Raw genomic sequence first — 17,605 nt, 5'->3', positions numbered from 1 at the left:
GGTGGGCGGCGCCGGCGGAACCGGCGGCGGCAGCGGGGGAGCCGGTGGCCTGATCGGGTGGGCCGGCGCAGCCGGGGGCGCGGGCACAGGCGGCTCGGGCGGCGCCGGCGGCCAGGGCGGTGCCGGCGGCAACGGCGGCAACGGCGGAGACGCGACTACCGGTGGCGCGGTCGGCTCAGGCGGCAACCTGGCGCTGGGCGGACAGGGCGGACTTGGCGGTGCCGCCGGAGGTCCCGGGGGCAGCGCCGGCAGCACCGGCCTCCTGGGTGTGCCGGGCAGTAACGGGAAAGCCGGACAATTCGTTTAGGCTCGGCGGAATGCGGAATGAGGTGCCGCAGTATCCGATCGAGTCGGTCGACAACGCGCTGAAATTGCTGCTTCTGCTTGGTGAGCAGCCGCAGATCCGGCTCAGCGAGGCCACCCGATACCTGGGCGTCGCGTCGTCGACCGCGCACCGGCTACTGGCGATGCTGGCTTACCGCGGCTTCGTCCGCCAGGATCCGGATTCCAAGGCGTACCTTCCCGGTCCGGCCCTGACCAGCGTTGCCTTTGCGATCTTCGGCCGCATCGACATTCCGCGCGCCGCCATGCCGGTGATGCGTGGTCTCAGCGAGCGACTCGGCGAGTCGATTCATGTGGGGATGCTCGATGGCGCCAACGTCCGATTCGTCGCCGCGATCGAGGGGCCCAAAGCGGTTCGGGTGGCCTCCCGGTTGGGGCGCACGATGCCGGCCCACTGCACCTCGACCGGCAAGGCCCTACTCGCTGGATTATCAGAAGACGAAGTGCGGCAACTATTTCCGCTGGAAAGGCTAGAACGCGTCACGGAGCGCTCGATCGATGACCGGGCCCGGCTCGAGACCGAACTGGCTCGCATCCGCCGGCAGGGCTACGCCACCAACCGCGAAGAGAGTGAGGAGGGCGTCGCCTCGGTTGCGGTGCAGATCCCGATCCGCGCGCCCGGGTTACGGCTGGCGCTGAATGCCGCCGCCCCGCAGCAACGTCTGCCAGCGTCGAAGTATGCGGCGGTGGCGGCCGCACTGACCGAGGCGGCCGAAGAGATCGGCGATCAGCTGGGCTGAGTGTTCAGGCGCGCGACCTCGTGCCGCCAGGCGGAGTCGATGTTGAAGCCGGACCCCAAGTCCGGCAGGCCATCCCAATCATCGTCGTCGATGTCGCGCAACGTGCCGCCGGCGGCGCGCACCCGCAACGACATGCGGGCCAGCGCGTCGACGCTGATCGCCTGCAGCACCGCCTGTTCGACGCTGCCCGCGGCGCTGGTGATGCCGTGGCCGCGGCAGATCACCACCGGCCGCCCGCCCATGGCCGCCACCATGTCCTGGCCCAGCCGTGCATTGCGGATCAGCACCGCCCTTTCATAGACCGGCACGCCGCCACGGGCCAGCCACGCGCCGGGAATATCGAAGGCGCCGTAGATGGGCCGGATCGCGATACCGGCCAGATCGGCGGCGACGACCGCGGGCGGGTGCAGGTGTGCGACGGCCCGGTGACCGGCCTCGGCCCGCAGGGTTTCGAGGTGGATCGGCAGCTCGTTGGGCACCCGGTAGCCGTCGAGTTCGCCTGGGGCGCCCTCACTTCCGTCGAAGGTGATGAGGCGGATGTCGCCAGGCCGGGTGAAGGCCACCCCGGTGTCGGTGTCACTGCGACATCGGATCAGCAGATGCTCGTCGTCGATTCGCAAGCTCAGATGTCCCAGCATGCCGTCCACCAAGCCGCGGGCCGCCGCGACGCGACAACCCTGTGCCACCAGCGCGCGCTGGGATTCCAGGCTCATTTCGGCGAGCCCAGACGGAATCCGCCGTCGGGGTGAACCGTCTCACCGGTGATACCGCGAGATCGGTCCGACGCCAGGAACACGTAGCTCCACGCATGGTCGGAGCCGGTCAACGCGACGTTGAGCGGGGTGCGGGCGGCCAGATCGGTTGCCCGGCCGGGGGAGTCGTCGAGGCGGACGTCGTCGAGTCCGAGGCTGGCCAGCCCGCGCAGGTCGGTGTTCAGGGTCCCGCCCGGTGCCACTCCATTGACCCGGATCTGCGGGGCCAGGTCGTGCGCCAGCGCCGTCACCAGGCCGCGGACCGCGAACTTCGACGGCACGTAGAGCACGCCGCCGCGCCCCGGGTAGTAGGCGGAGGTGGATTCCGTCAGCACGATGCAGGGCCCGGTGCCGTTTCGCAGCGCCGGCAATGCGGCTTTTACCGACTGCAGGTGGCTGAGCACGTTCGTGCGAAACATCTCGTCGAACGCGGCGGAGAGGTCATCGGCATCGATGTCGTCGATCCCCCGGTAGAAGTCGAACACCCCGACGCAGTTGACCAGCGTGTCCAGGCCGCCATGGGCGTCCACCGCGACGGTGACAGCATGCTCGTTGTCGGCGCGACTGGTGGCGTCACCCCGCACGACCGGGACGTCGGGCAGTTCCGCGCCGAGGCGGTGACACTTGTCCCGATCCCGTTCCAATACAGCAACTTTGGCGCCCTCGGCAATGAACGCGTCGACCACCGCCCGCCCGATTCCCGAACCGGCGCCGACCACCAGGGCCCGTTTGCCGTCAAGCCATCCGGTCATCGCCGTCCTCTGGCTCGTCGGGCAGCAGCGGGGCCTGTGAGTTGCCGACCATGGCCGTCAGCGTACGGGGGTTCTGCCAGGTGAGAGCCTCGACCTCGAGGGCGTCCAGCGTGATCTCCCGCCCACTGCGGGGGCAGCGGATCAGTAGTCGCGACCCGTTGCGCGTGTCGACCCGCTGCACGACGACCTCGGTGAATTCGTTGGCCACCGTGATCGGCTCGCCCACCGGGTTCACAGGAACACCGCCAGGTTCTGCATGCGCAAAACCGATTCGTCGGCAATGATGCTGCGGCGGGCCAACTTCCAGCAACCCTGGTCGTCATCCCGGCGCAGCACGTCTTCGCGGCCGCAGGACAGCAACGCGGACTCGTTGACGTCGCCACGACTGCGGAACAGCAATTCCGCCGATTCGACGAGCAGGTGCGCCGGATCCTGTTCGAAGGTGCGCACGTTGGTGATGAAGTGCCGCAGTCGCGACGGGGGATCCTCGGCCCATACGTGCTCGGTGGCCATCCGGGCCACCCGCTGAGTCAGCGAATACTTGTCCTCGTCGAAGTGGGCCATACCCGGCGAGGTGTCGAATCCGGCGCCGCGGGCCGTGGTGACGCGCACCGGCATCACGTAGCGGATGTCGTCGGTCATGGTGTCCAGCCACGCCTCATACTGTTGCGCGTCCAGCAGATACGCCTCGTCGACCAGAAACTGATGCGCCTGCTGATGCCGAATATCATTGAACGACAGAGCTTTTCTCATACGGACTCCAATTGCCGGGCCCACAGTTTGAGCAACTCGCGCTGGTTGTACTCGTTGTAGCCGACCTGCGCCCGGCCCGGCCCGTGGAACGACTCCGGGGGCAGCGCCTCGATCACCGGGCTGTCGTCGGAAAGCAGTCCCATCCGGCTGTTCAGCAGCAGTCGCCGGGCCATCGAGCCGCCCGCGGTGGTGGTCAGTGAGACCCAGTTCTCCACGTCGTCCTGCTCGAACATCCCGGTCGACCCGAAGCACATCAGGTAAGCCTTGTACGAGTCTTTCTTGAACTGTTCGGGGGCGGCAGAGTCCACGGCGAACCACGAACACACTTCGGTCTCGTTCTCGCTGATCGGTTGCCACTGCCGGATCGAGATGAAGGGCAGCACCTGCTCCCCCTGGGGGAGCTTGGGCCAGTTGTGCACGAAGCTGAGGTTGGGGAAACAGGTGGCGGCCGAGAACATGAAGCCGTCCTGTGCCACCACTTGCTGTTGGGCGGGCGACCACACCGATTTGATGCGGGCGATCATCTCGTCTGGGTAGCCCACGTAACGCATGCGTTCGTCGAAGTCGCCGGGCGGCAGCTTGTAGGTGGTTCCTCCGCCGCGGCCGGCCCAGTAGGTGGCTCCGTCTTTGCGCTTCTGCGCCTTGGGTTCCCGGAACAGACCGATCTCGACGATCGAGGCGTGGGTGTGCGGCGTGTGGTACATGTCGCCGGAGAAGTTCTCCGCGCCGATCTTCCAATTCGCCTTGATCCGCCACCGCTGGGGACCCCTGACCTGCAGTCCGTGGGTGCTCTGCCGGGTGTAGAAGTCCAGATAAAACGCAAAGTCACCGAGGAATTCGCGCAACGGCGGCGCGTGCGGGTCCAGACTGATGAAGATCAGTCCGTTGTAGGTGTCCAGATTCGGTGCGGGCAGCAGTGTTTGGCTTTTGTCGAAGCCCTCGTCGCCGCCGTAGGCGTCGCGGTGGAACGGCAGACCGGTGAGGCGCCCGTCGTTGCGGTAGGTCCAACCATGGTATGGGCAGCGGAAATTGGAGGCGTTGCCCATCTCGGCGCGGCACACCTGCATCCCGCGGTGCAGGCACATGTTGAAAAGGGCCCGCACCCGGCCGTCCGAGTCGCGGGTGATGATGAACGAATCATCGAGCACGCGCCGTACCACATAGTCTCCGTCGTGCGGGATCTCGGATTCGTGAGCCACGAACATCCACGCCCGGTTGAACAGCCGTTCCTTCTCCAGCGCGAACAGGTCGGCGTCGTTGTAGATGTGCGCCGGGATCATGCCCCGACGGACGTGCTCGAAAAGTTGGTCGGTCACCCGCACCTGCCCTTCGCTCAGCTGTTTCTGTTCTACAGAGAACCATTCTGCCCTGCGGCCACAGCAGTTCAAACGGCAACTCACAGGCGGCTTACATTCAAACCTCGGCGCGGAGGGGGAATTCTGGCATTGGCGGCCGGTAACGGCCGCCGCGTCAGGGGAGGACAACATGCGAAAGATCGGGCCGCGGGTGCTGGCCGTGATCGAACGGCAGGAGTGGCTCGATCGGCCCAGTTACCGTCTCGAGCACATCCTGACACTGCTGTTCAACGCTCTGGGCCGGATGCGTGACCGGGTGATGAACGCGCTGAACGGCGTCTGGCTCGGGCACCCGGTGCACCCGCCGTTGGCGTCCCTGGCCAGTGGCGCGCTGGGGACGACGGTGGCACTGGACGCACTGAGCCTGGTACCGGGACGGCGCCCCGCGGCCGACCGGAACACCGCACAGATCGCGTCTCATGCGCTCGGTCTCGGGATTGTCGTCAGCATCGCGTCGGCGGTCACCGGGGTATCCGATTGGCAGCACACCCACCGGGAGGACCGTCGCGTCGGGCTGGTGCACGGCGCGGTGAACTCGTGCGCGACCTTGCTCTATGGACTGTCCTGGCGCGACCGCCGGCATGGCCGCCGTCTCCGGGGAGTCGGCCTGGCGGCGGCGGGTTACGCCGTCACGCTCGGTGGCAGCTATCTCGGCGGAGCGTTGGTGTTCGATCACGGCATCGGCGTCGATCGGTCCGGTGCCCGGTTGCGCAACAGTCAGTGGACACCGGTGCTGCCGGCCGGGGAGCTCAACGGGAAGTCGGTTCGCGTCGAGGTCGACGGCGTGGGACTTGTTGTCTGCCAAGGTGATCCGGGACAGGTGGCAGTGTTCGGAGAGTTCTGTCCGCACCTGGCGGCGCCGATGGCCGACGGCTGGGTCGATCGCGGGCGGATCGTATGTCCCTGGCACGGCTCCCGATTCGCGCTGGAAACAGGAGAGGTGTTGCGCGGCCCCTCGGCGGCCCCGTTGCCGTGTTACGAAACCCGGGTGATGGAAGGAAATGTAGAAGTGCGCGGAGTGGCCCATTGAACGCATACGAAGTGCTCAAGGAGCACCATGTGGTGCTGAAAGGATTGGGGCGCAAGGTCAGCGAGGCGCCGTTGAACAGCCAGGAGCGGCATGAGCTTTTCGACGAGATGCTGCTGGAACTGGACATTCACTTCCGCATCGAGGACGACCTGTACTACCCGGCGCTGGCGGCAGCCAGTGAGCTGATCGCGATCGCCCACGCCGAGCACCGTCAGGTGGTGGATCAGCTGGGCGTGCTGCTGCGCACCCCGCAGAGCGCGCCGGCTTACCAGCAGGAGTGGAACACCTTCAAAACCGTGCTCGAGGCGCACGCCGACGAGGAAGAACGCGACATGATTCCCGCGCCCGCGCCGGTGCAGATCACCGACGCGGAACTCGAGGAACTGGGCAACAAGATGGCGGCGCGGATCGCGCAGTTGCGTGGTTCGTCGCTGCACAAGTTGCGAACCCGCGGCAAGGCAGCGCTGCTGAAGGCGATCTAGGACGCCGGCCGTCTGCCGATTCCGGCCATCATGATCGGCGTGAATACGCGGACGGCGCCGCCGAAGCGGGCAGCTGCAGCGGCGGCGTCCGCCTCCGAGATCAGTCCGGCCTCCACCACGGCCGCGCGCAGACTCTCGAAGGACAGGCTGAAGAAGTCGAAACCGGCTGTGTTGGAGTCGATCACCTTCGCCCGGCCTTCGCCGCGAACTTCCGTCAGCCCGGCGGCGGCCAGATCGGCGACCACGCGGCGGCCGTAGCGCGGTTCGAAGCCGGACTGCTGCATGAACGTCAGGATGGCATCGGTGACAAGGTCGAGTTGAGCGTCGACCGCGTCGAAGCCGAACGGTGTCCAATCCAGATCCTCGATCACCATCCATCCGCCGGGCCGCAGCGTCGCGGCCAGGCGCTCGATGATCTGTCGCCGGTCCGGCAGGTGTTCGAGCACCAGCCGCGAGTGGACCAGGTCGAATTGCCCTTCGGGCAACTCGTCCGTGCGGATGTCGAGGCGCCGCACCTCGATGGTGTCGCCGGCCAGCGATTCGATGAAGCGGGTGTCGATGTCGACGGCCACCACGCTGGCCCCGCGACTGGCCATCCAGTGCAGCAGCGATCCACCACCGGCACCGACTTCCAAACAGCGCCAGGGCTTTTCAGAGCTACGAAGGCCGAGCTCGTCGAGCAGAGCCCGGGTGCCCGGGTCCCACAGGCTCTCCATGGCGCCCAACCGGGTGCGCTCCTCGGCGAAGCCCTGGTTGTAGACGTAATCGCTCGGCATGGCGCCAAGGGTATCGGGCAGCGCGCTCCCCGGTCAGCCGTCCGAGCCGGACGCGCCTTGACTGCCGGTGCTCCCGTTCGCGCCGTTGCCGCCGACGCTGCCCGCATTGGCGTCGCCCCCCGAGGCCCGACCGCCCGCACCTCCGGCACCGCCCGCGCCGGCCGCGCCGCCGGCACCTCCGGCGCCGGCGGCGCCGCGGCTCCCACCGTCACCCGCCGAGCCGAGCAGCCCTCCGGCTCCCGCCGTGCCGGCCGCGCCTCCGGTTCCGCCGGTTCCGCCGGCGCCGCCCTTGCCGCCTGCTCCGCCGGTACCTCCGGTGCCGCCGGTGGAATCGTTGTCTCCGGTTCCGGCCGCGGTGGCGTTGCCGCCGGCCCCGCCGGCTCCACCGGCAGCGCCGACTCCGCCGGCGCCCCCGATGCCACCTGTCCCGCCGTGTCCCGCATCGCCGCCGTTGCCGATCAGCATTCCGCCGCGCCCGCCGTTGCCTCCGTCGCCGCCGGCTCCGCCGGTGCCTCCGACACCCCCGGTGCCGCCAGCGCCCCCGGTGCCGCCGACACCGCCGGTGGCCTGCCCGATGCCGGGGGCGGCTGCGCTGACGCTTGCCGCACCTCCGGCACCACCCACACCACCTGTCGCGCCGGTGCCGCCCGAACCGCCGATGCCGCCGGCGCCGCCCGCGCCGCCGTCCCCACCGTCTCCGAACAGCAGCCCGGCATTGCCGCCGGCACCACCGTGACCGCCGGTACCCGCGACGGTGGCGTTGCTGCCCAGGCCGCCCGTCCCGCCCTGGCCGCCGGCGCCGCCCTTGGCGACAAACAAAGAGTTGCTGGTACCTGAATCGCTGCCGGTGCCGCCGCTGCCGCCGGTGCCGCCGACCTGGCCTGCGGCTCCAGCAGTTCCGGTGGAGCCGTCACCGCCGGTGAACAGCCCGGGCACTGTGCCCGCTTTGTCACCGCCGGCGGCGCCGGTGGCCGCGGGCCCGCTGACAGGGGTGGCCACGCCCGTACCGGGCAGGCCGGAGCCGCCGTGCCCGCCGGCGCCGCCATTGCCGAACAGGTTCGCGCTGCCACCGGCGCCGCCGTTGCCCGCCGCGCCACCGTGGAAACCAGCCGCTGCCGCGCCGCCGGTGCCACCGGCGCCGCCGTTCCCGAACAACCATCCGCCGGCGCCCCCCTGACCGCCGGCCGCCCCGAAGCCGCCACCGCCGCCGCGTCCGCCGTTGCCGAACAAGCCCGCGTTTCCGCCATTGCCGCCGGCCAAGCCGGAGGAACCCGGCTGGGTGTAGCCGGCGCCGCCATTGCCCCACAGCAGCCCGCCATTGCCGCCCGCCGGATTCGACGCGGTTCCGTCGGCACCGTTGCCGACCAGTCGCATACCGAACAGTTCCAGGCCGGGTTCGGCGGCGGCGAGGCCGGCAAGGTTGGTGGCCTCGGCGCTGGCGTAGGACGCCACGGCGTCGTGCAGGGTCTGGACGAACTGACTGTGAAACGCCGACACCTGCCTGCTCAGCGCCTGAAAGGTTTGGGCGTGCGTACTGAACAGCGCGGCGATGGCCGAGGAGATCTCGTCGGCGCCGGCCGCGGCGATGGCGGTCGTGGAGTGCGCCGCCGACGCCCGTGCCGCGTCGATCGACGACGCGATTGCGGTGAGATCGCCAGCGGCGGCGCCGATCAGGTCCGGTGTGGTGAAGAGGTACGACATCGCTGAAACCTTCGTTGCCCGCAGAACGGAATGGATCATCGCTACTGAAGGTTTTAGACGATTATGAAGAAATCTTCAACCCTGCCGCTGGGCGCGGCGGTTAGTCCCGCGCCAGAATGCGGCGCGGCCAGGCAGGGCGGGGTGACGCCGTGCCTGGCCGCGCTGATTGAGGGTGTCGCCGGCCTTGGTCAGCCGTTGTTGCCGGACGCGCCTTCCTGACCGATGCTGCCGGCGGAGCCGTTCGCTCCCGGTTGGCCCGGTGCCGCGCTGCCGCCGGTCGCCGTGCCCACGACGGAGGAACCGGTGCCCGGTGTGCCGGCCGCGCCGCCGTCACCGCCGACCCCGCCTACGCCGCCGGTGCCGAGGGCACCGGCGAGGCCGAACAGCCCGCCCGCACCCGCTGTGCCCGCGGCGCCGCCATCGCCTCCGGTGCCTCCGTCACCGCCGGTGCCGCCCGTGCCCCCGTTGCCGCCGTAACCGCCGTCGGATGCGTTGTTCGGGCTAGCTCCGGTGATCGTCGAGTTACCGCCGCCTCCACCCGCGCCTCCGACGCCACCGGTTCCGCCCGCGCCACCGATGCCGCCGGCCCCGCCGTAGCCTGCATCTCCGCCGGAGCCGAACAGGAATGCGCCGCGGCCGCCAGCTCCTCCGGCGCCCCCGTTGCCGCCGTTTCCGCCGGTGCCGCCCGTTCCGCCGGTGCCGCCGGTTCCGCCCTGGCCGCCGACCGCCTGACCGCTTGCGGAGAGGTTGGCTACGGTGCTGACCGATGCGGCGCCGCCGGTGCCGCCGACGCCGCCGTTGGCGGCCGTGCCGCCGGATCCACCGACTCCTCCCACGCCGCCGTGTCCGCCGTTCCCGCCGTCGCCGTAGAAGAGTCCTGCGTTGCCCCCGGCGCCGCCGTGGCCACCGGCGCCCCCGGCGCCGGCAACACCGGCATCGGTGCCGGCACCCCCGAGGCCCCCGTGGCCGCCGACGGCTCCCTGGGCGAGGTAGGCGCCGTTGGGGAGGGATCCGTTGGCGGAGTTGGCACTTCCGCCGATTCCGCCGGTGCCGCCGACCTGGCCGATGCTTCCGGGATCACCCGGATTGGGTGAGCCGCCATAGACGATCGGGGGAGCTGCGCCGCCTGAGACTGCCGCTCCGTTGGCGCCGGTCGAGGCGGTCCCGTTGTTCGGCGTGATGGCGGCGGTCCCGGTCACGCCGGTGCCGCCGTTGCCCCCGGCGCCGCCGCTGCCGAACAGGATGGCGTTTCCACCGAGACCGCCGGCGCCTGCGGCGCCGCCGTTGATGCCGGTCGCCGCGGCGCCGCCGACGCCGCCGGCGCCGCCGTTGCCGTACAGCCAGCCGCCCGCGCCGCCATGGCCACCGGACGCACCGTAGCCACCGCCGCCGCCGGCGCCGCCGTTTCCGAACAACCCGGCACTGCCGCCGTTACCGCCGGCCAAACCGGAAGCGCCCGATTGCGTGTAGCCGGCGCCGCCGTTGCCCCACAGCAGTCCGCCTTTGCCACCGTTGGGGTTCGCCGCGGTCCCGTTGGCGCCGTCGCCGATGAGGAGCAGACCGAACAGCTCCAGGCCGGGCTGTGCCGCGGCGATGTTGGCCAGGTTGGCGGCTTCGGCGCCGGCGTACGAAGCCGCGCTGGAGCTCAGCGTCTGTATGAATTGGTTGTGAAACGCCGATGCTTGGGTGCTCACCGCCTGAAAGGTGTTGGCGTGCAGCCTGAAAAGGCTCGCGACGGCCGCCGATACCTCGTCGGCGCCGGCCGCCAATATGCCGGTGGTGGAGCCTGCGGCCGCGGCCCTGGCCGCGTCGATCGACGACGCGAGCGAGGTCAGGTCGCCGACCGCGCTTCCCACGAAGTCAGGGGCGGTGATCACAAATGACATAGGTGTCCTTCCGACGGAGCAGCCGAGGGTGAATTGCCAAACGAATTTGCCAGCGTCGCGGAACTTAGCATCGTGTCCTGTCCCGGGTTGGCATTTTTGCGAAACTGTCAAAACGCGTGTCAGGGCCCGGCGAGTGACAACGGGTAGCCTCACGCTGTGTGAAGGCCGGGGAGCGCGTCGCGTCGCAACGTGACATCTCGGCGGAGATCGCCGCCATCTCGGCCGACCGTCAGCCAAACAGCGCCGACGCGATGCCGCGCCTGAACTACCCGCCCTATCGCAGTAGCACCCTGCGGCACCCGGACAACCCGCTGTTGGCGGTCGACCCCGACGAGATCGAACGATCGGCACCGTGTTTCGGCCACCAGGATGTCGATCCGCTTGACGCCGACCTGACAGCCGGGCACCCGGGCGAACCGATCGGGGAGCGCATCATCGTGACGGGACGGGTTCTGGATGAATCCGGCCGGCCGGTCGCCGGACAGTTACTGGAAATCTGGCAGGCCAATGCCGGCGGGCGTTACCGCCACCAACTCGACCGGCACCCTGCCCCGCTGGACCCGAACTTCACGGGCGCCGGCCGGTGTCTCACCGGCCCCGACGGTTCCTATCGCTTCACCACCATCAAGCCCGGCCCCTACCCATGGCGCAATCACGACAACGCTTGGCGCCCTGCGCACATCCACTTCTCGGTATTCGGAACCGCTTTCACCCAGCGCCTGGTCACTCAGATGTATTTTCCGGGCGACCCCCTGTTCGGCCTGGACCCGATCTTCCAGTCGGTCCTCGACCCAGTGGCACGGCAACGACTGGTCGCCCACTACGACCATGACGTCACCGAACCGGAATACGCGACCGGTTACCGCTGGGACATAATTCTGCGCCGGTGTTCCGCCGATGACTGAATACCGTTGCACCCCAGGACAAACCGTTGGTCCCTTCTTCGGCATCGGGCTGCCGTTCGCGCGCGCCGCTGAGTTGGTCCGCGGCGAGTTTCCCGGCGCCATCGAACTGCACGGCACAGTCTACGACGGGGCCGGGGCCCCGGTGCCCGACGCGCTGGTGGAGATTTGGCAACCCGACAGCGCCGGCCGGATTGCGCGGGCGTCCGGTTCGCTGCGCCGCGACGGATCGACCTTCACCGGCTGGGGCAGGGCGGCGACTGACGCCGACGGGCACTACGCGTTCACCACGGTGGCTCCGGGCTCGGCGAACGCGCGCCCGCCGTTCTTCGCCCTCACCGTCTTTGCCCGGGGGTTGCTGGATCGGCTCTTCACTCGCGCGTACCTGCCGGACGCCGACCTGGACGCCGTCCCGGAGTTGGGCGGTCTGGAACCGCGGCGCCGGGTGACGATGCGCTGTGTCGCTGAAAGTGATTCCGGCCGAGAGCGATACCGTTTCGATGTGCACCTGCAGGGTCCTGACCAGACGGTGTTCCTGGTGTACGGGGACGATCGGACGTGACCAACCTGCTGTGGCCGGGTGACCAACGAGCCGGCGAGCACATGAGCGATCAGGCGCTGTTGCAGTCCATGCTCGCGGTGGAGTCTGCCTGGTTGGGCGCGCTCGGGACTGCGGGCCTGGCACCGGTCGCGGCTGCCGACCTGCGGAACCTGGTGGGGGAGCAGGACTGCGAGCGGATCGCGGCCGGCGCCGAGGACGGCGGCAACCCGGTGATCGGCCTGGTGGCCTTGCTGCGCCAGCGCGCGGTGCCGGCGCTGAGTCCGTGGATTCACCGGGGGCTGACCAGCCAGGACGTGATGGACACCGCCCTGATGTTGGCGCTGCGAGGCGTCATCACAGGACTGGGTGCTCAGCTGGCGACGCAGATCGACGCACTGTCCGCTCTTGCCGCCGCGTATCGGGGCACCCCGATGGTCGCCCGCACACTGACCCAGCATGCCGCGCCTACCACGTTCGGCGCCAAGGCGGCCGGCTGGCTCAATGCCGTTCTGGACGCCCATGACCGGCTCGACGGGCTGTCGACCCCGGCTCAGTTCGGCGGTGCCGTCGGAACCTGTTCGGCCACCGTGGAATTGGCCACCTTGGGCACCGGTGCCGCCGACCCCGCCGAGCTCGCCGAAAGCGTCGCACGCACTGCCGCAACGACGCTGGGACTCGACTATCGTGCGCCGTGGCATACCGCGCGCGGGCCGCTCACGGTCGCCGCCGACGCGCTGGTGGCGTGCACGGACAGCTGGGGCCGCATCGCCTCCGACGTCGTCACCCTGGCGCGCCCGGAAATCGGTGAACTGAGCGAACCCGCCACCGCGGGGCGCGGAGGCTCGTCATCAATGCCGCACAAGCGAAATCCCGTGTTGTCCATTCTGATTCGGCGAGCCGCGATATCGGCGCCAGCGCTGGTGGCCACCTTGCACCAGGCGGCCGCGCTGGCCAACGACGAGCGCCCCGACGGCGCCTGGCATGTCGAGTGGGATACCTTGCGCACCCTGGCCCGACGGACTCTGGTGGCGGGTTCGCAGTGCGGCGAACTGCTGGCCGGATTACAGGTACACACCGGACGGATGGCCGAGAACCTGGATGCGAGAGACCTTCTCGGCGAGCAACGCGCCATAGCCGAACTCACCGGCAAGGAGCCGTCGCCGACCTACTTCGGCGCGATCGACCGGTTGATCGACGAGAGCTTGCGGCGGGCGCGGCACGCCGTCGGCGGTTAACCGGGCTTCTGCGCGACGATGGCCACCGCGGCCAACCGCTCGCGGTGCCTGCGGAAGGTGCTTCGCATCGCCAGCACCCGCCTGCGCGCGTCCGGTTGACTGAGCACATTCTTACCGAATCGGATTGCGCCCCATAGTCCTTCGTCGGCAATCACCCGTCGCGGTGCCAGCAGTGCCATCGGTGCCGTCGCGACGTGGCGCACCACCAGTCCGTGGCCGCCCAGCAGTTCCGACCACTCCGCCACTGTCAACGGGCGCGCGTTGACTCTGATGGCGCGGGCCAGCGACTGCCGGACGTCGGTGGTGACCTCTTCGGGTAGATCGTCGGGGGTCAGGGCAAGCTCGTGGATCGCGTAGCGTCCGCGCGGCCGCAGTAACCGGGCGGCCTCGGCGACGATGGCGTGCTTGGCCGCATCGCTCTGCATGGTCAGCATCGCCTCGCCGATCACCACGTCGGCGCTGGCGTCGGGCAGGCCTGTGTCGGCCGCATCGGTGACCTTCACTTCGCCGTGACCCGCCACGACACCGCGTGCCAGGTTGGCCGCATCCGCGTCGGCTTCCGCGCCGACGTACGACCTGGGCCCGCGGGCGATGATCTCTGCCGCGGTTCGGCCCAGCCCCGGAGCCAGCTCGATGACGTCGGCGTTGGCTACCTCGGCGCGGATCAGCAGGGTGCGGGTGAACTCGACGCCCCCCGGGCGTAGCACCCGCTTGCCCAACCGGGCCAGCAGCCAGTGTCCGGGGACGTGCTCGTCGTCCCGGCCGGAAAGCGGAAGGGGGTCTTTGTCGGAAGTCATTCTTTGTCGGAAGTCATAGTGGAGTCTGTTGCTGCACTGTAAGGTAGCGCAGCCGGTGCACTGGGTGGACGCCGGTCCGGGATTTGTACAAATTTACTTGTGTAAACTCGTTAGTCCACGCCGCCCGCGCTCGGGAAGGGTGAGTGACTCGCCATGGCAGATCCTGATTCGGGGCCGGAGTCGACCGGTCGCCGTCGCGCGGTACTGCGGATCCTGCGCTCGTCGCGCACGCCCCTGAGCATCGTCGCGATCGCGAAAAAGCTTGCGGTGCATCCCAACACCGTGCGTTTTCACCTGGACACCCTGGTTGCCGAGGGCCGGGTGGAGCACGTGCAGCCGAGTCGCCGCGGCCCCGGTCGCCCGCCGCTGATGTTCCGCGCGGTGCCGCAGATGGATCGCGACGGGACCCGGCAATACCGGCTGCTGGCCGAGATCCTCGCCATCGGCCTTGCCTCCGAACCTGATTCGGACGCCCGGGCAGTGGCGGCCGGCCGGGCGTGGGGCGAGCGGCTCGGATCCCCCGGATCCGATCCGGACGCTGAGAGGTCCATCGCCCACCTGGTCGACGTGCTCGACGACCTGGGTTTCGAGCCGGAGATCCGCGACGCCGGCGGCCACCCGCAGGTCGGACTGCGGCACTGCCCGTTTCTCGAGCTCGCTGAACGGCAATCGAGCGTCATCTGCCCCGTCCACCTCGGGTTGATGCGCGGCGCTCTGGAGACCTGGGCGGCGCCGGTGACCGTCGAGCGCCTGGAAGCGTTCGCCGAGCCGGACCTGTGCCTGGCCCACCTGGCACCCGCGGGAGTGCAGCGGTGAGTTCAGGACGCGCCACGGAAGTGGCCGTCACGTTCGTGTGGCTCGGCATGGTGCTGGCCATCTCGTTCCTGGAAGCCCCGCTGAAGTTCCGAGCGCCGAATGTGACGCTGCAGATCGGGCTGGGAATCGGCCGTCTGGTATTTCGCGCGCTGAACACCGTGGAGGTCGCGTTCGCCCTGCTCATCGGGGCGCTCGTGGTGGCCGGTCCCACGCCGGCGCGGATCACGGTGGCGTTTTCGGTCGCGGCGGTGGCCCTGGCCGTGCAATTGATCGCGGTGCGGCCCCGCCTGACCCGGCGTTCCGACGAGGTGCTTGCCGGCTTGGAGGCACCGCGTTCGCGGGCCCATTACGCCTATGTCGGTCTAGAGGTGGTCAAGGTGGTGGCATTGCTCGTGGCGGGGATACTGCTACTGAACAACTGAAAGGTGAGGGCATGGAATCCATCTCGCTGAACGACCTGGCGTCCGAGAAGCTGGCCGAGGCGCGGCAGTCCAACAGTGGCCGCGCCGCCCACACCATCCACGGCGGCCACACCCACGAACTGCGCCAGACCGTGCTGGCCCTGATCGCCGAACACGAGCTGTCCGAACACGACAGTCCCGGCGAGGCGACGTTGCAGGTGCTGGAGGGTCACGTGCGGCTGACCGCCGGCGACGATGCGTGGGAGGGCAAGGCCGGTGACTACCTGGCCATCCCGCGGGTGCGCCACGCCCTGCTGGCGGTGCAGGACTCGGTGGTGATGCTGACCGTGCTGAAGTCTCAACCCGGCGCTTCACACTGACCGTGCTGAGCACCCCCTGGTCGCGGGACTTCGGTTTGCGGGTACCGATCGTCAACGCACCCATGGGTGGGGTCGCGGGAGGCCGGCTGGCGACGGCGGTGACCGCAGCCGGCGGGCTGGGAATGGTTGGGATGGGCAGCACCGCGACCCGGTCGTCGCTGGCGGCTGAGCTGCGTCAGGCGCGCGGGCGGTACGGGATCGGGCTGGTGGACTGGGTGATGCGACGCCAGAGCGGGCTGCTCGATGACGCGCTCGCCGCCCGGCCCGCGCTGTTGTCGATCAGTTTCGGCACCGACCTGTCCTGGGTATCGGCCGCGCGCGATGCCGGAATACCCACCGCCACACAGGTTTACGACGCGGAAGACGCCCGCCGAGCGGCAGACGCGGGGGTCGACGTGCTGGTGGCGCGCGGGGCCGAAGGCGGCGGTCACGGCGAGGTGCGACTGGCGACGCTGCCGCTGCTGGACGTGGTGCTGGACGTGGTGTCCCTGCCGGTCCTGGCGGGCGGCGGGGTTGCCTCACCGCGCAGTCTGGCCGCGGTGCTGGCCGCGGGAGCCAGCGGGGCATGGGTGGGCACCCGGTTGGCCGCCTGCCCGGAGGCGCTGACCGGGGCCCCCGGCCGTCAGGCTCTGATCGCGGCGGCCGCGACCGACACGCGGGTCACCCGGGTATTCGACGTCGCCGCCGGCCTGCCGTGGCCGGAGAGGTTTCCGTCGCGGGTGCTGGCCGACGAGTTCGTCGCGCGCTGGTCCGGTCGCGAGGAGGCACTTGCCGGCGACCCGGACGCAAGCGTCGGGCACCCGGCACCGGTCGACGCGGGCCAGGGGGTCGGCATGATTCGCGACGACGCCACGGTGGGTGAGGTCATCGAAGCATTGTGTTCGGGAGCGGAGCAGTTGCTATCGCGGTGGGCGACCTAGCGGGGTCTCAGACCCCGCGCAGGTAGCGCTTGGCGATTACCCGCTGTGCCACCGTCACGAACGGCCCGCCCAGTTTGCTCGGCAAGGTCGCGGGCCGCGAGAACGCGGATACTTCGGCGTACACCGCGTCGTTGCCCGGGTCGTAGCGGACGGCGAAGCGTTCCTCGCCGGATTCCGGATGACCGGGCAGCGTGCCGTAGGCGAACCCGCGGACGTCAGGCTCTTCGATCACATACACCACCCGGCACGGGGCCCGCAGCACGCCCAGCATCGTGACGACCACCACGGACGAGACCGCGACGGTGTCGGTGCTTGCGGTCACCCGCAGCCCGGCGCCGCGTTGCATGCCCCAGTGCATGAGGGCCTTGGCCGCCTGCTCGAATCGCTCTCGGCCGGTGCCGATCTGCGCCGAGACGCTCATGTGGTCATATCCAGGCGGAAGCTGATCGGCGGCCGTCGCCCCCACTTCCTGATAGGTCAGCTGTTGCTGGGCGAGCGTGCGCAGGTCCACCTTGCCCAGCTTGCCACTAATCCGCTCAAGATCCGCCGCCGGATCCCCCGGTGCCGCCGGCCCCGCCGCTGCCACCCGCGCCGCTGAAGCCGTCGGGGGGTAAGCCGTCCTGCCCCGTCCGGCCGGCGCTGCCCGGTTCCAGGTTGCCGAGGATGTTGCCGTCGCCGCCGTTGCCGCCGTCGCCGCCCTTGCCGCCCGGTGAGCCGCCCTGTCCGAATGGCGGTAGCGGGCCAGTGCCGCCCGTACCGCCGGCGCCGCCGTTGCCGCCCTTGCCGCCGGCTCCGGTCAGGCCCGCGCCGCCGTCGCCGCCGTCGCCGCCGGTACCACCCGTTCCGTAGGCCTCACCACCGAGGCCATCACCACCTCGTCCGCCATTGCCGCCGCGGCCGCCTGTGGTGGTGCCGGTCCCGCCGTCCCCGCCGTCCCCGCCGTTGCCGGTGCCCTGCGATCCTTTGCCACCGTCGCCACCGTCGCCGCCGTAGCCGCCGGCGCCGACCTGGCCGTAGCCCCCGTGGCCGCCCTGTCCGCCCCGG

At 69.8% G+C, this 17,605-nt stretch carries 21 protein-coding genes and 1 pseudogene; 11 read left to right on the top strand and 11 right to left on the bottom strand.

Features of this window, described 5'->3' with window-relative positions; genetic code table 11:
• Together AO501_RS37705 and AO501_RS04315 are read left to right on the top strand one after the other, a co-directional pair.
• On the top strand, nucleotides 1–307 hold a 307-nt coding region (locus tag AO501_RS37705), incomplete at its 5' end, for a hypothetical protein (protein ID WP_197419761.1).
• A gap of 10 nt (nucleotides 308–317) precedes the next feature.
• Entirely contained in the window at nucleotides 318–1,082 is a 765-nt protein-coding gene (locus tag AO501_RS04315; protein ID WP_055576545.1) for an IclR family transcriptional regulator, read from the top strand.
• Here AO501_RS04315 and AO501_RS04310 read toward each other — a convergent pair.
• Genes AO501_RS04310 through AO501_RS04290 form a run of 5 tightly spaced genes read right to left on the bottom strand, consistent with a single transcriptional unit; the run spans nucleotide 1,070 to nucleotide 4,619 of the window.
• Nucleotides 1,070–1,795, bottom strand: coding sequence for a class II aldolase/adducin family protein (locus AO501_RS04310; protein ID WP_055576544.1), 726 nt, complete (start codon nucleotides 1,793–1,795; stop codon nucleotides 1,070–1,072). The genes AO501_RS04315 and AO501_RS04310 overlap by 13 nt on opposite strands.
• On the bottom strand, nucleotides 1,792–2,586 hold the full coding sequence (gene hcaB / locus AO501_RS04305; RefSeq protein WP_055576543.1) for a 3-(cis-5,6-dihydroxycyclohexa-1,3-dien-1-yl)propanoate dehydrogenase: 795 nt from the start codon (nucleotides 2,584–2,586) through the stop codon (nucleotides 1,792–1,794). The genes AO501_RS04310 and hcaB overlap by 4 nt, the downstream gene beginning before the upstream one ends.
• Nucleotides 2,570–2,821 carry a hypothetical protein gene (locus tag AO501_RS04300; protein ID WP_055576542.1) on the bottom strand — a complete coding sequence of 84 codons (252 nt, stop codon included), beginning with the start codon at nucleotides 2,819–2,821 and terminating at the stop codon, nucleotides 2,570–2,572. Before AO501_RS04300 ends, hcaB begins: the two co-directional genes overlap by 17 nt.
• Complete coding sequence (locus AO501_RS04295; RefSeq protein WP_055576541.1) at nucleotides 2,818–3,339, bottom strand: 3-phenylpropionate/cinnamic acid dioxygenase subunit beta; 522 nt, start codon at nucleotides 3,337–3,339, stop codon at nucleotides 2,818–2,820. Before AO501_RS04295 ends, AO501_RS04300 begins: the two co-directional genes overlap by 4 nt.
• Nucleotides 3,336–4,619 (bottom strand): Rieske 2Fe-2S domain-containing protein, encoded by a 1,284-nt coding sequence (locus tag AO501_RS04290; protein WP_055576540.1) that lies wholly within the window; start codon nucleotides 4,617–4,619, stop codon nucleotides 3,336–3,338. The genes AO501_RS04295 and AO501_RS04290 overlap by 4 nt, the downstream gene beginning before the upstream one ends.
• A gap of 205 nt (nucleotides 4,620–4,824) precedes the next feature.
• Between AO501_RS04290 and AO501_RS04285 the strand changes: the two genes are divergently transcribed.
• Together AO501_RS04285 and AO501_RS04280 are read left to right on the top strand one after the other, a co-directional pair.
• Entirely contained in the window at nucleotides 4,825–5,724 is a 900-nt protein-coding gene (locus tag AO501_RS04285) for a Rieske (2Fe-2S) protein (protein ID WP_055576539.1), read from the top strand.
• Nucleotides 5,721–6,206, top strand: a complete 486-nt coding sequence (locus tag AO501_RS04280; RefSeq protein WP_055576538.1) for a hemerythrin domain-containing protein — start codon at nucleotides 5,721–5,723, stop codon at nucleotides 6,204–6,206. The genes AO501_RS04285 and AO501_RS04280 overlap by 4 nt, the downstream gene beginning before the upstream one ends.
• On the opposite strand, the gene AO501_RS04275 is transcribed toward AO501_RS04280, so the two are convergent.
• The 3 genes from AO501_RS04275 to AO501_RS04265 all read right to left on the bottom strand — a co-directional run bounded on the left by AO501_RS04275 (nucleotide 6,203) and on the right by AO501_RS04265 (nucleotide 10,569).
• Nucleotides 6,203–6,982: a class I SAM-dependent methyltransferase gene (locus AO501_RS04275; protein ID WP_055576537.1), complete on the bottom strand. Its 780-nt coding sequence runs from the start codon at nucleotides 6,980–6,982 to the stop codon at nucleotides 6,203–6,205. The genes AO501_RS04280 and AO501_RS04275 overlap by 4 nt on opposite strands.
• Nucleotides 6,983–7,015: 33 nt before the next feature.
• A complete protein-coding gene (locus AO501_RS40010; RefSeq protein WP_055576547.1) occupies nucleotides 7,016–8,683 on the bottom strand; it encodes a PE family protein in 1,668 nt (555 codons plus the stop codon).
• A gap of 188 nt (nucleotides 8,684–8,871) precedes the next feature.
• Complete coding sequence (locus AO501_RS04265) at nucleotides 8,872–10,569, bottom strand: PE family protein (RefSeq protein WP_055576536.1); 1,698 nt, start codon at nucleotides 10,567–10,569, stop codon at nucleotides 8,872–8,874.
• Between the two features lie 158 nt (nucleotides 10,570–10,727).
• Here AO501_RS04265 and pcaH point away from each other — a divergent pair, with 158 nt between their 5' ends.
• The 3 genes from pcaH to AO501_RS04250 are packed head-to-tail and all read left to right on the top strand — an operon-like array spanning nucleotide 10,728 to nucleotide 13,247.
• A complete protein-coding gene (gene pcaH, locus AO501_RS04260; protein ID WP_055576535.1) occupies nucleotides 10,728–11,474 on the top strand; it encodes a protocatechuate 3,4-dioxygenase subunit beta in 747 nt (248 codons plus the stop codon).
• A complete protein-coding gene (gene pcaG, locus AO501_RS04255; RefSeq protein ID WP_055576534.1) occupies nucleotides 11,467–12,033 on the top strand; it encodes a protocatechuate 3,4-dioxygenase subunit alpha in 567 nt (188 codons plus the stop codon). Before pcaH ends, pcaG begins: the two co-directional genes overlap by 8 nt.
• A complete protein-coding gene (locus AO501_RS04250) occupies nucleotides 12,030–13,247 on the top strand; it encodes a lyase family protein (protein ID WP_055576533.1) in 1,218 nt (405 codons plus the stop codon). Before pcaG ends, AO501_RS04250 begins: the two co-directional genes overlap by 4 nt.
• On the opposite strand, the gene AO501_RS04245 is transcribed toward AO501_RS04250, so the two are convergent.
• The gene (locus AO501_RS04245) at nucleotides 13,244–14,044 is read right to left on the bottom strand and encodes a class I SAM-dependent methyltransferase (protein WP_055576532.1); all 801 of its coding nucleotides are present in this window, start codon (nucleotides 14,042–14,044) and stop codon (nucleotides 13,244–13,246) included. The genes AO501_RS04250 and AO501_RS04245 overlap by 4 nt on opposite strands.
• 153 nt (nucleotides 14,045–14,197) lie before the next feature.
• Between AO501_RS04245 and AO501_RS04240 the strand changes: the two genes are divergently transcribed.
• Genes AO501_RS04240 through AO501_RS04225 form a run of 4 tightly spaced genes read left to right on the top strand, consistent with a single transcriptional unit; the run spans nucleotide 14,198 to nucleotide 16,561 of the window.
• Nucleotides 14,198–14,860 (top strand): helix-turn-helix transcriptional regulator, encoded by a 663-nt coding sequence (locus tag AO501_RS04240; protein ID WP_055576531.1) that lies wholly within the window; start codon nucleotides 14,198–14,200, stop codon nucleotides 14,858–14,860.
• Nucleotides 14,857–15,282 carry a hypothetical protein gene (locus AO501_RS04235; RefSeq protein ID WP_055576530.1) on the top strand — a complete coding sequence of 142 codons (426 nt, stop codon included), beginning with the start codon at nucleotides 14,857–14,859 and terminating at the stop codon, nucleotides 15,280–15,282. Before AO501_RS04240 ends, AO501_RS04235 begins: the two co-directional genes overlap by 4 nt.
• Before the next feature lie 11 nt (nucleotides 15,283–15,293).
• Nucleotides 15,294–15,641 (top strand): cupin domain-containing protein, encoded by a 348-nt coding sequence (locus AO501_RS04230; RefSeq protein ID WP_055576529.1) that lies wholly within the window; start codon nucleotides 15,294–15,296, stop codon nucleotides 15,639–15,641.
• A 2-nt stretch (nucleotides 15,642–15,643) separates the two neighbouring features.
• The gene (locus AO501_RS04225; protein ID WP_055576528.1) at nucleotides 15,644–16,561 is read left to right on the top strand and encodes an NAD(P)H-dependent flavin oxidoreductase; all 918 of its coding nucleotides are present in this window, start codon (nucleotides 15,644–15,646) and stop codon (nucleotides 16,559–16,561) included.
• Nucleotides 16,562–16,568: 7 nt separating this feature from the next.
• Here the strand turns inward: AO501_RS04225 and AO501_RS04220 are convergent, their stop codons facing one another.
• Both AO501_RS04220 and AO501_RS37700 read right to left on the bottom strand, forming a co-directional pair.
• Nucleotides 16,569–17,072 carry a DUF1990 family protein gene (locus AO501_RS04220; RefSeq protein ID WP_055576546.1) on the bottom strand — a complete coding sequence of 168 codons (504 nt, stop codon included), beginning with the start codon at nucleotides 17,070–17,072 and terminating at the stop codon, nucleotides 16,569–16,571.
• A gap of 25 nt (nucleotides 17,073–17,097) precedes the next feature.
• Nucleotides 17,098–17,605: pseudogene (locus tag AO501_RS37700) on the bottom strand (hypothetical protein); the annotation flags it as partial.

Source organism: Mycobacterium gordonae (genome assembly GCF_001417955.2).
GTDB lineage: Bacteria > Actinomycetota > Actinomycetes > Mycobacteriales > Mycobacteriaceae > Mycobacterium > Mycobacterium gordonae_B.
Note: the sequence above shows the minus strand (reverse complement) of the source record. Positions and strands in the feature narration are given on the sequence as shown.

Coding starts and splice junctions, on each gene's coding strand:
- AO501_RS04245 (WP_055576532.1), bottom strand. CDS start 14,044: ATGACTTCCGACAAAGACCCCCTTCCGCTTTCCGGCCGGGACGACGAG.
- AO501_RS04285 (WP_055576539.1), top strand. CDS start 4,825: ATGCGAAAGATCGGGCCGCGGGTGCTGGCCGTGATCGAACGGCAGGAG.
- AO501_RS40010 (WP_055576547.1), bottom strand. CDS start 8,683: ATGTCGTACCTCTTCACCACACCGGACCTGATCGGCGCCGCCGCTGGC.
- AO501_RS04230 (WP_055576529.1), top strand. CDS start 15,294: ATGGAATCCATCTCGCTGAACGACCTGGCGTCCGAGAAGCTGGCCGAG.
- AO501_RS04310 (WP_055576544.1), bottom strand. CDS start 1,795: ATGAGCCTGGAATCCCAGCGCGCGCTGGTGGCACAGGGTTGTCGCGTC.
- AO501_RS04290 (WP_055576540.1), bottom strand. CDS start 4,619: ATGATCCCGGCGCACATCTACAACGACGCCGACCTGTTCGCGCTGGAG.
- AO501_RS04265 (WP_055576536.1), bottom strand. CDS start 10,569: ATGTCATTTGTGATCACCGCCCCTGACTTCGTGGGAAGCGCGGTCGGC.
- AO501_RS04240 (WP_055576531.1), top strand. CDS start 14,198: ATGGCAGATCCTGATTCGGGGCCGGAGTCGACCGGTCGCCGTCGCGCG.
- AO501_RS04295 (WP_055576541.1), bottom strand. CDS start 3,339: ATGAGAAAAGCTCTGTCGTTCAATGATATTCGGCATCAGCAGGCGCAT.
- pcaG (WP_055576534.1), top strand. CDS start 11,467: ATGACTGAATACCGTTGCACCCCAGGACAAACCGTTGGTCCCTTCTTC.
- AO501_RS04315 (WP_055576545.1), top strand. CDS start 318: ATGCGGAATGAGGTGCCGCAGTATCCGATCGAGTCGGTCGACAACGCG.
- AO501_RS04275 (WP_055576537.1), bottom strand. CDS start 6,982: ATGCCGAGCGATTACGTCTACAACCAGGGCTTCGCCGAGGAGCGCACC.
- hcaB (WP_055576543.1), bottom strand. CDS start 2,586: ATGACCGGATGGCTTGACGGCAAACGGGCCCTGGTGGTCGGCGCCGGT.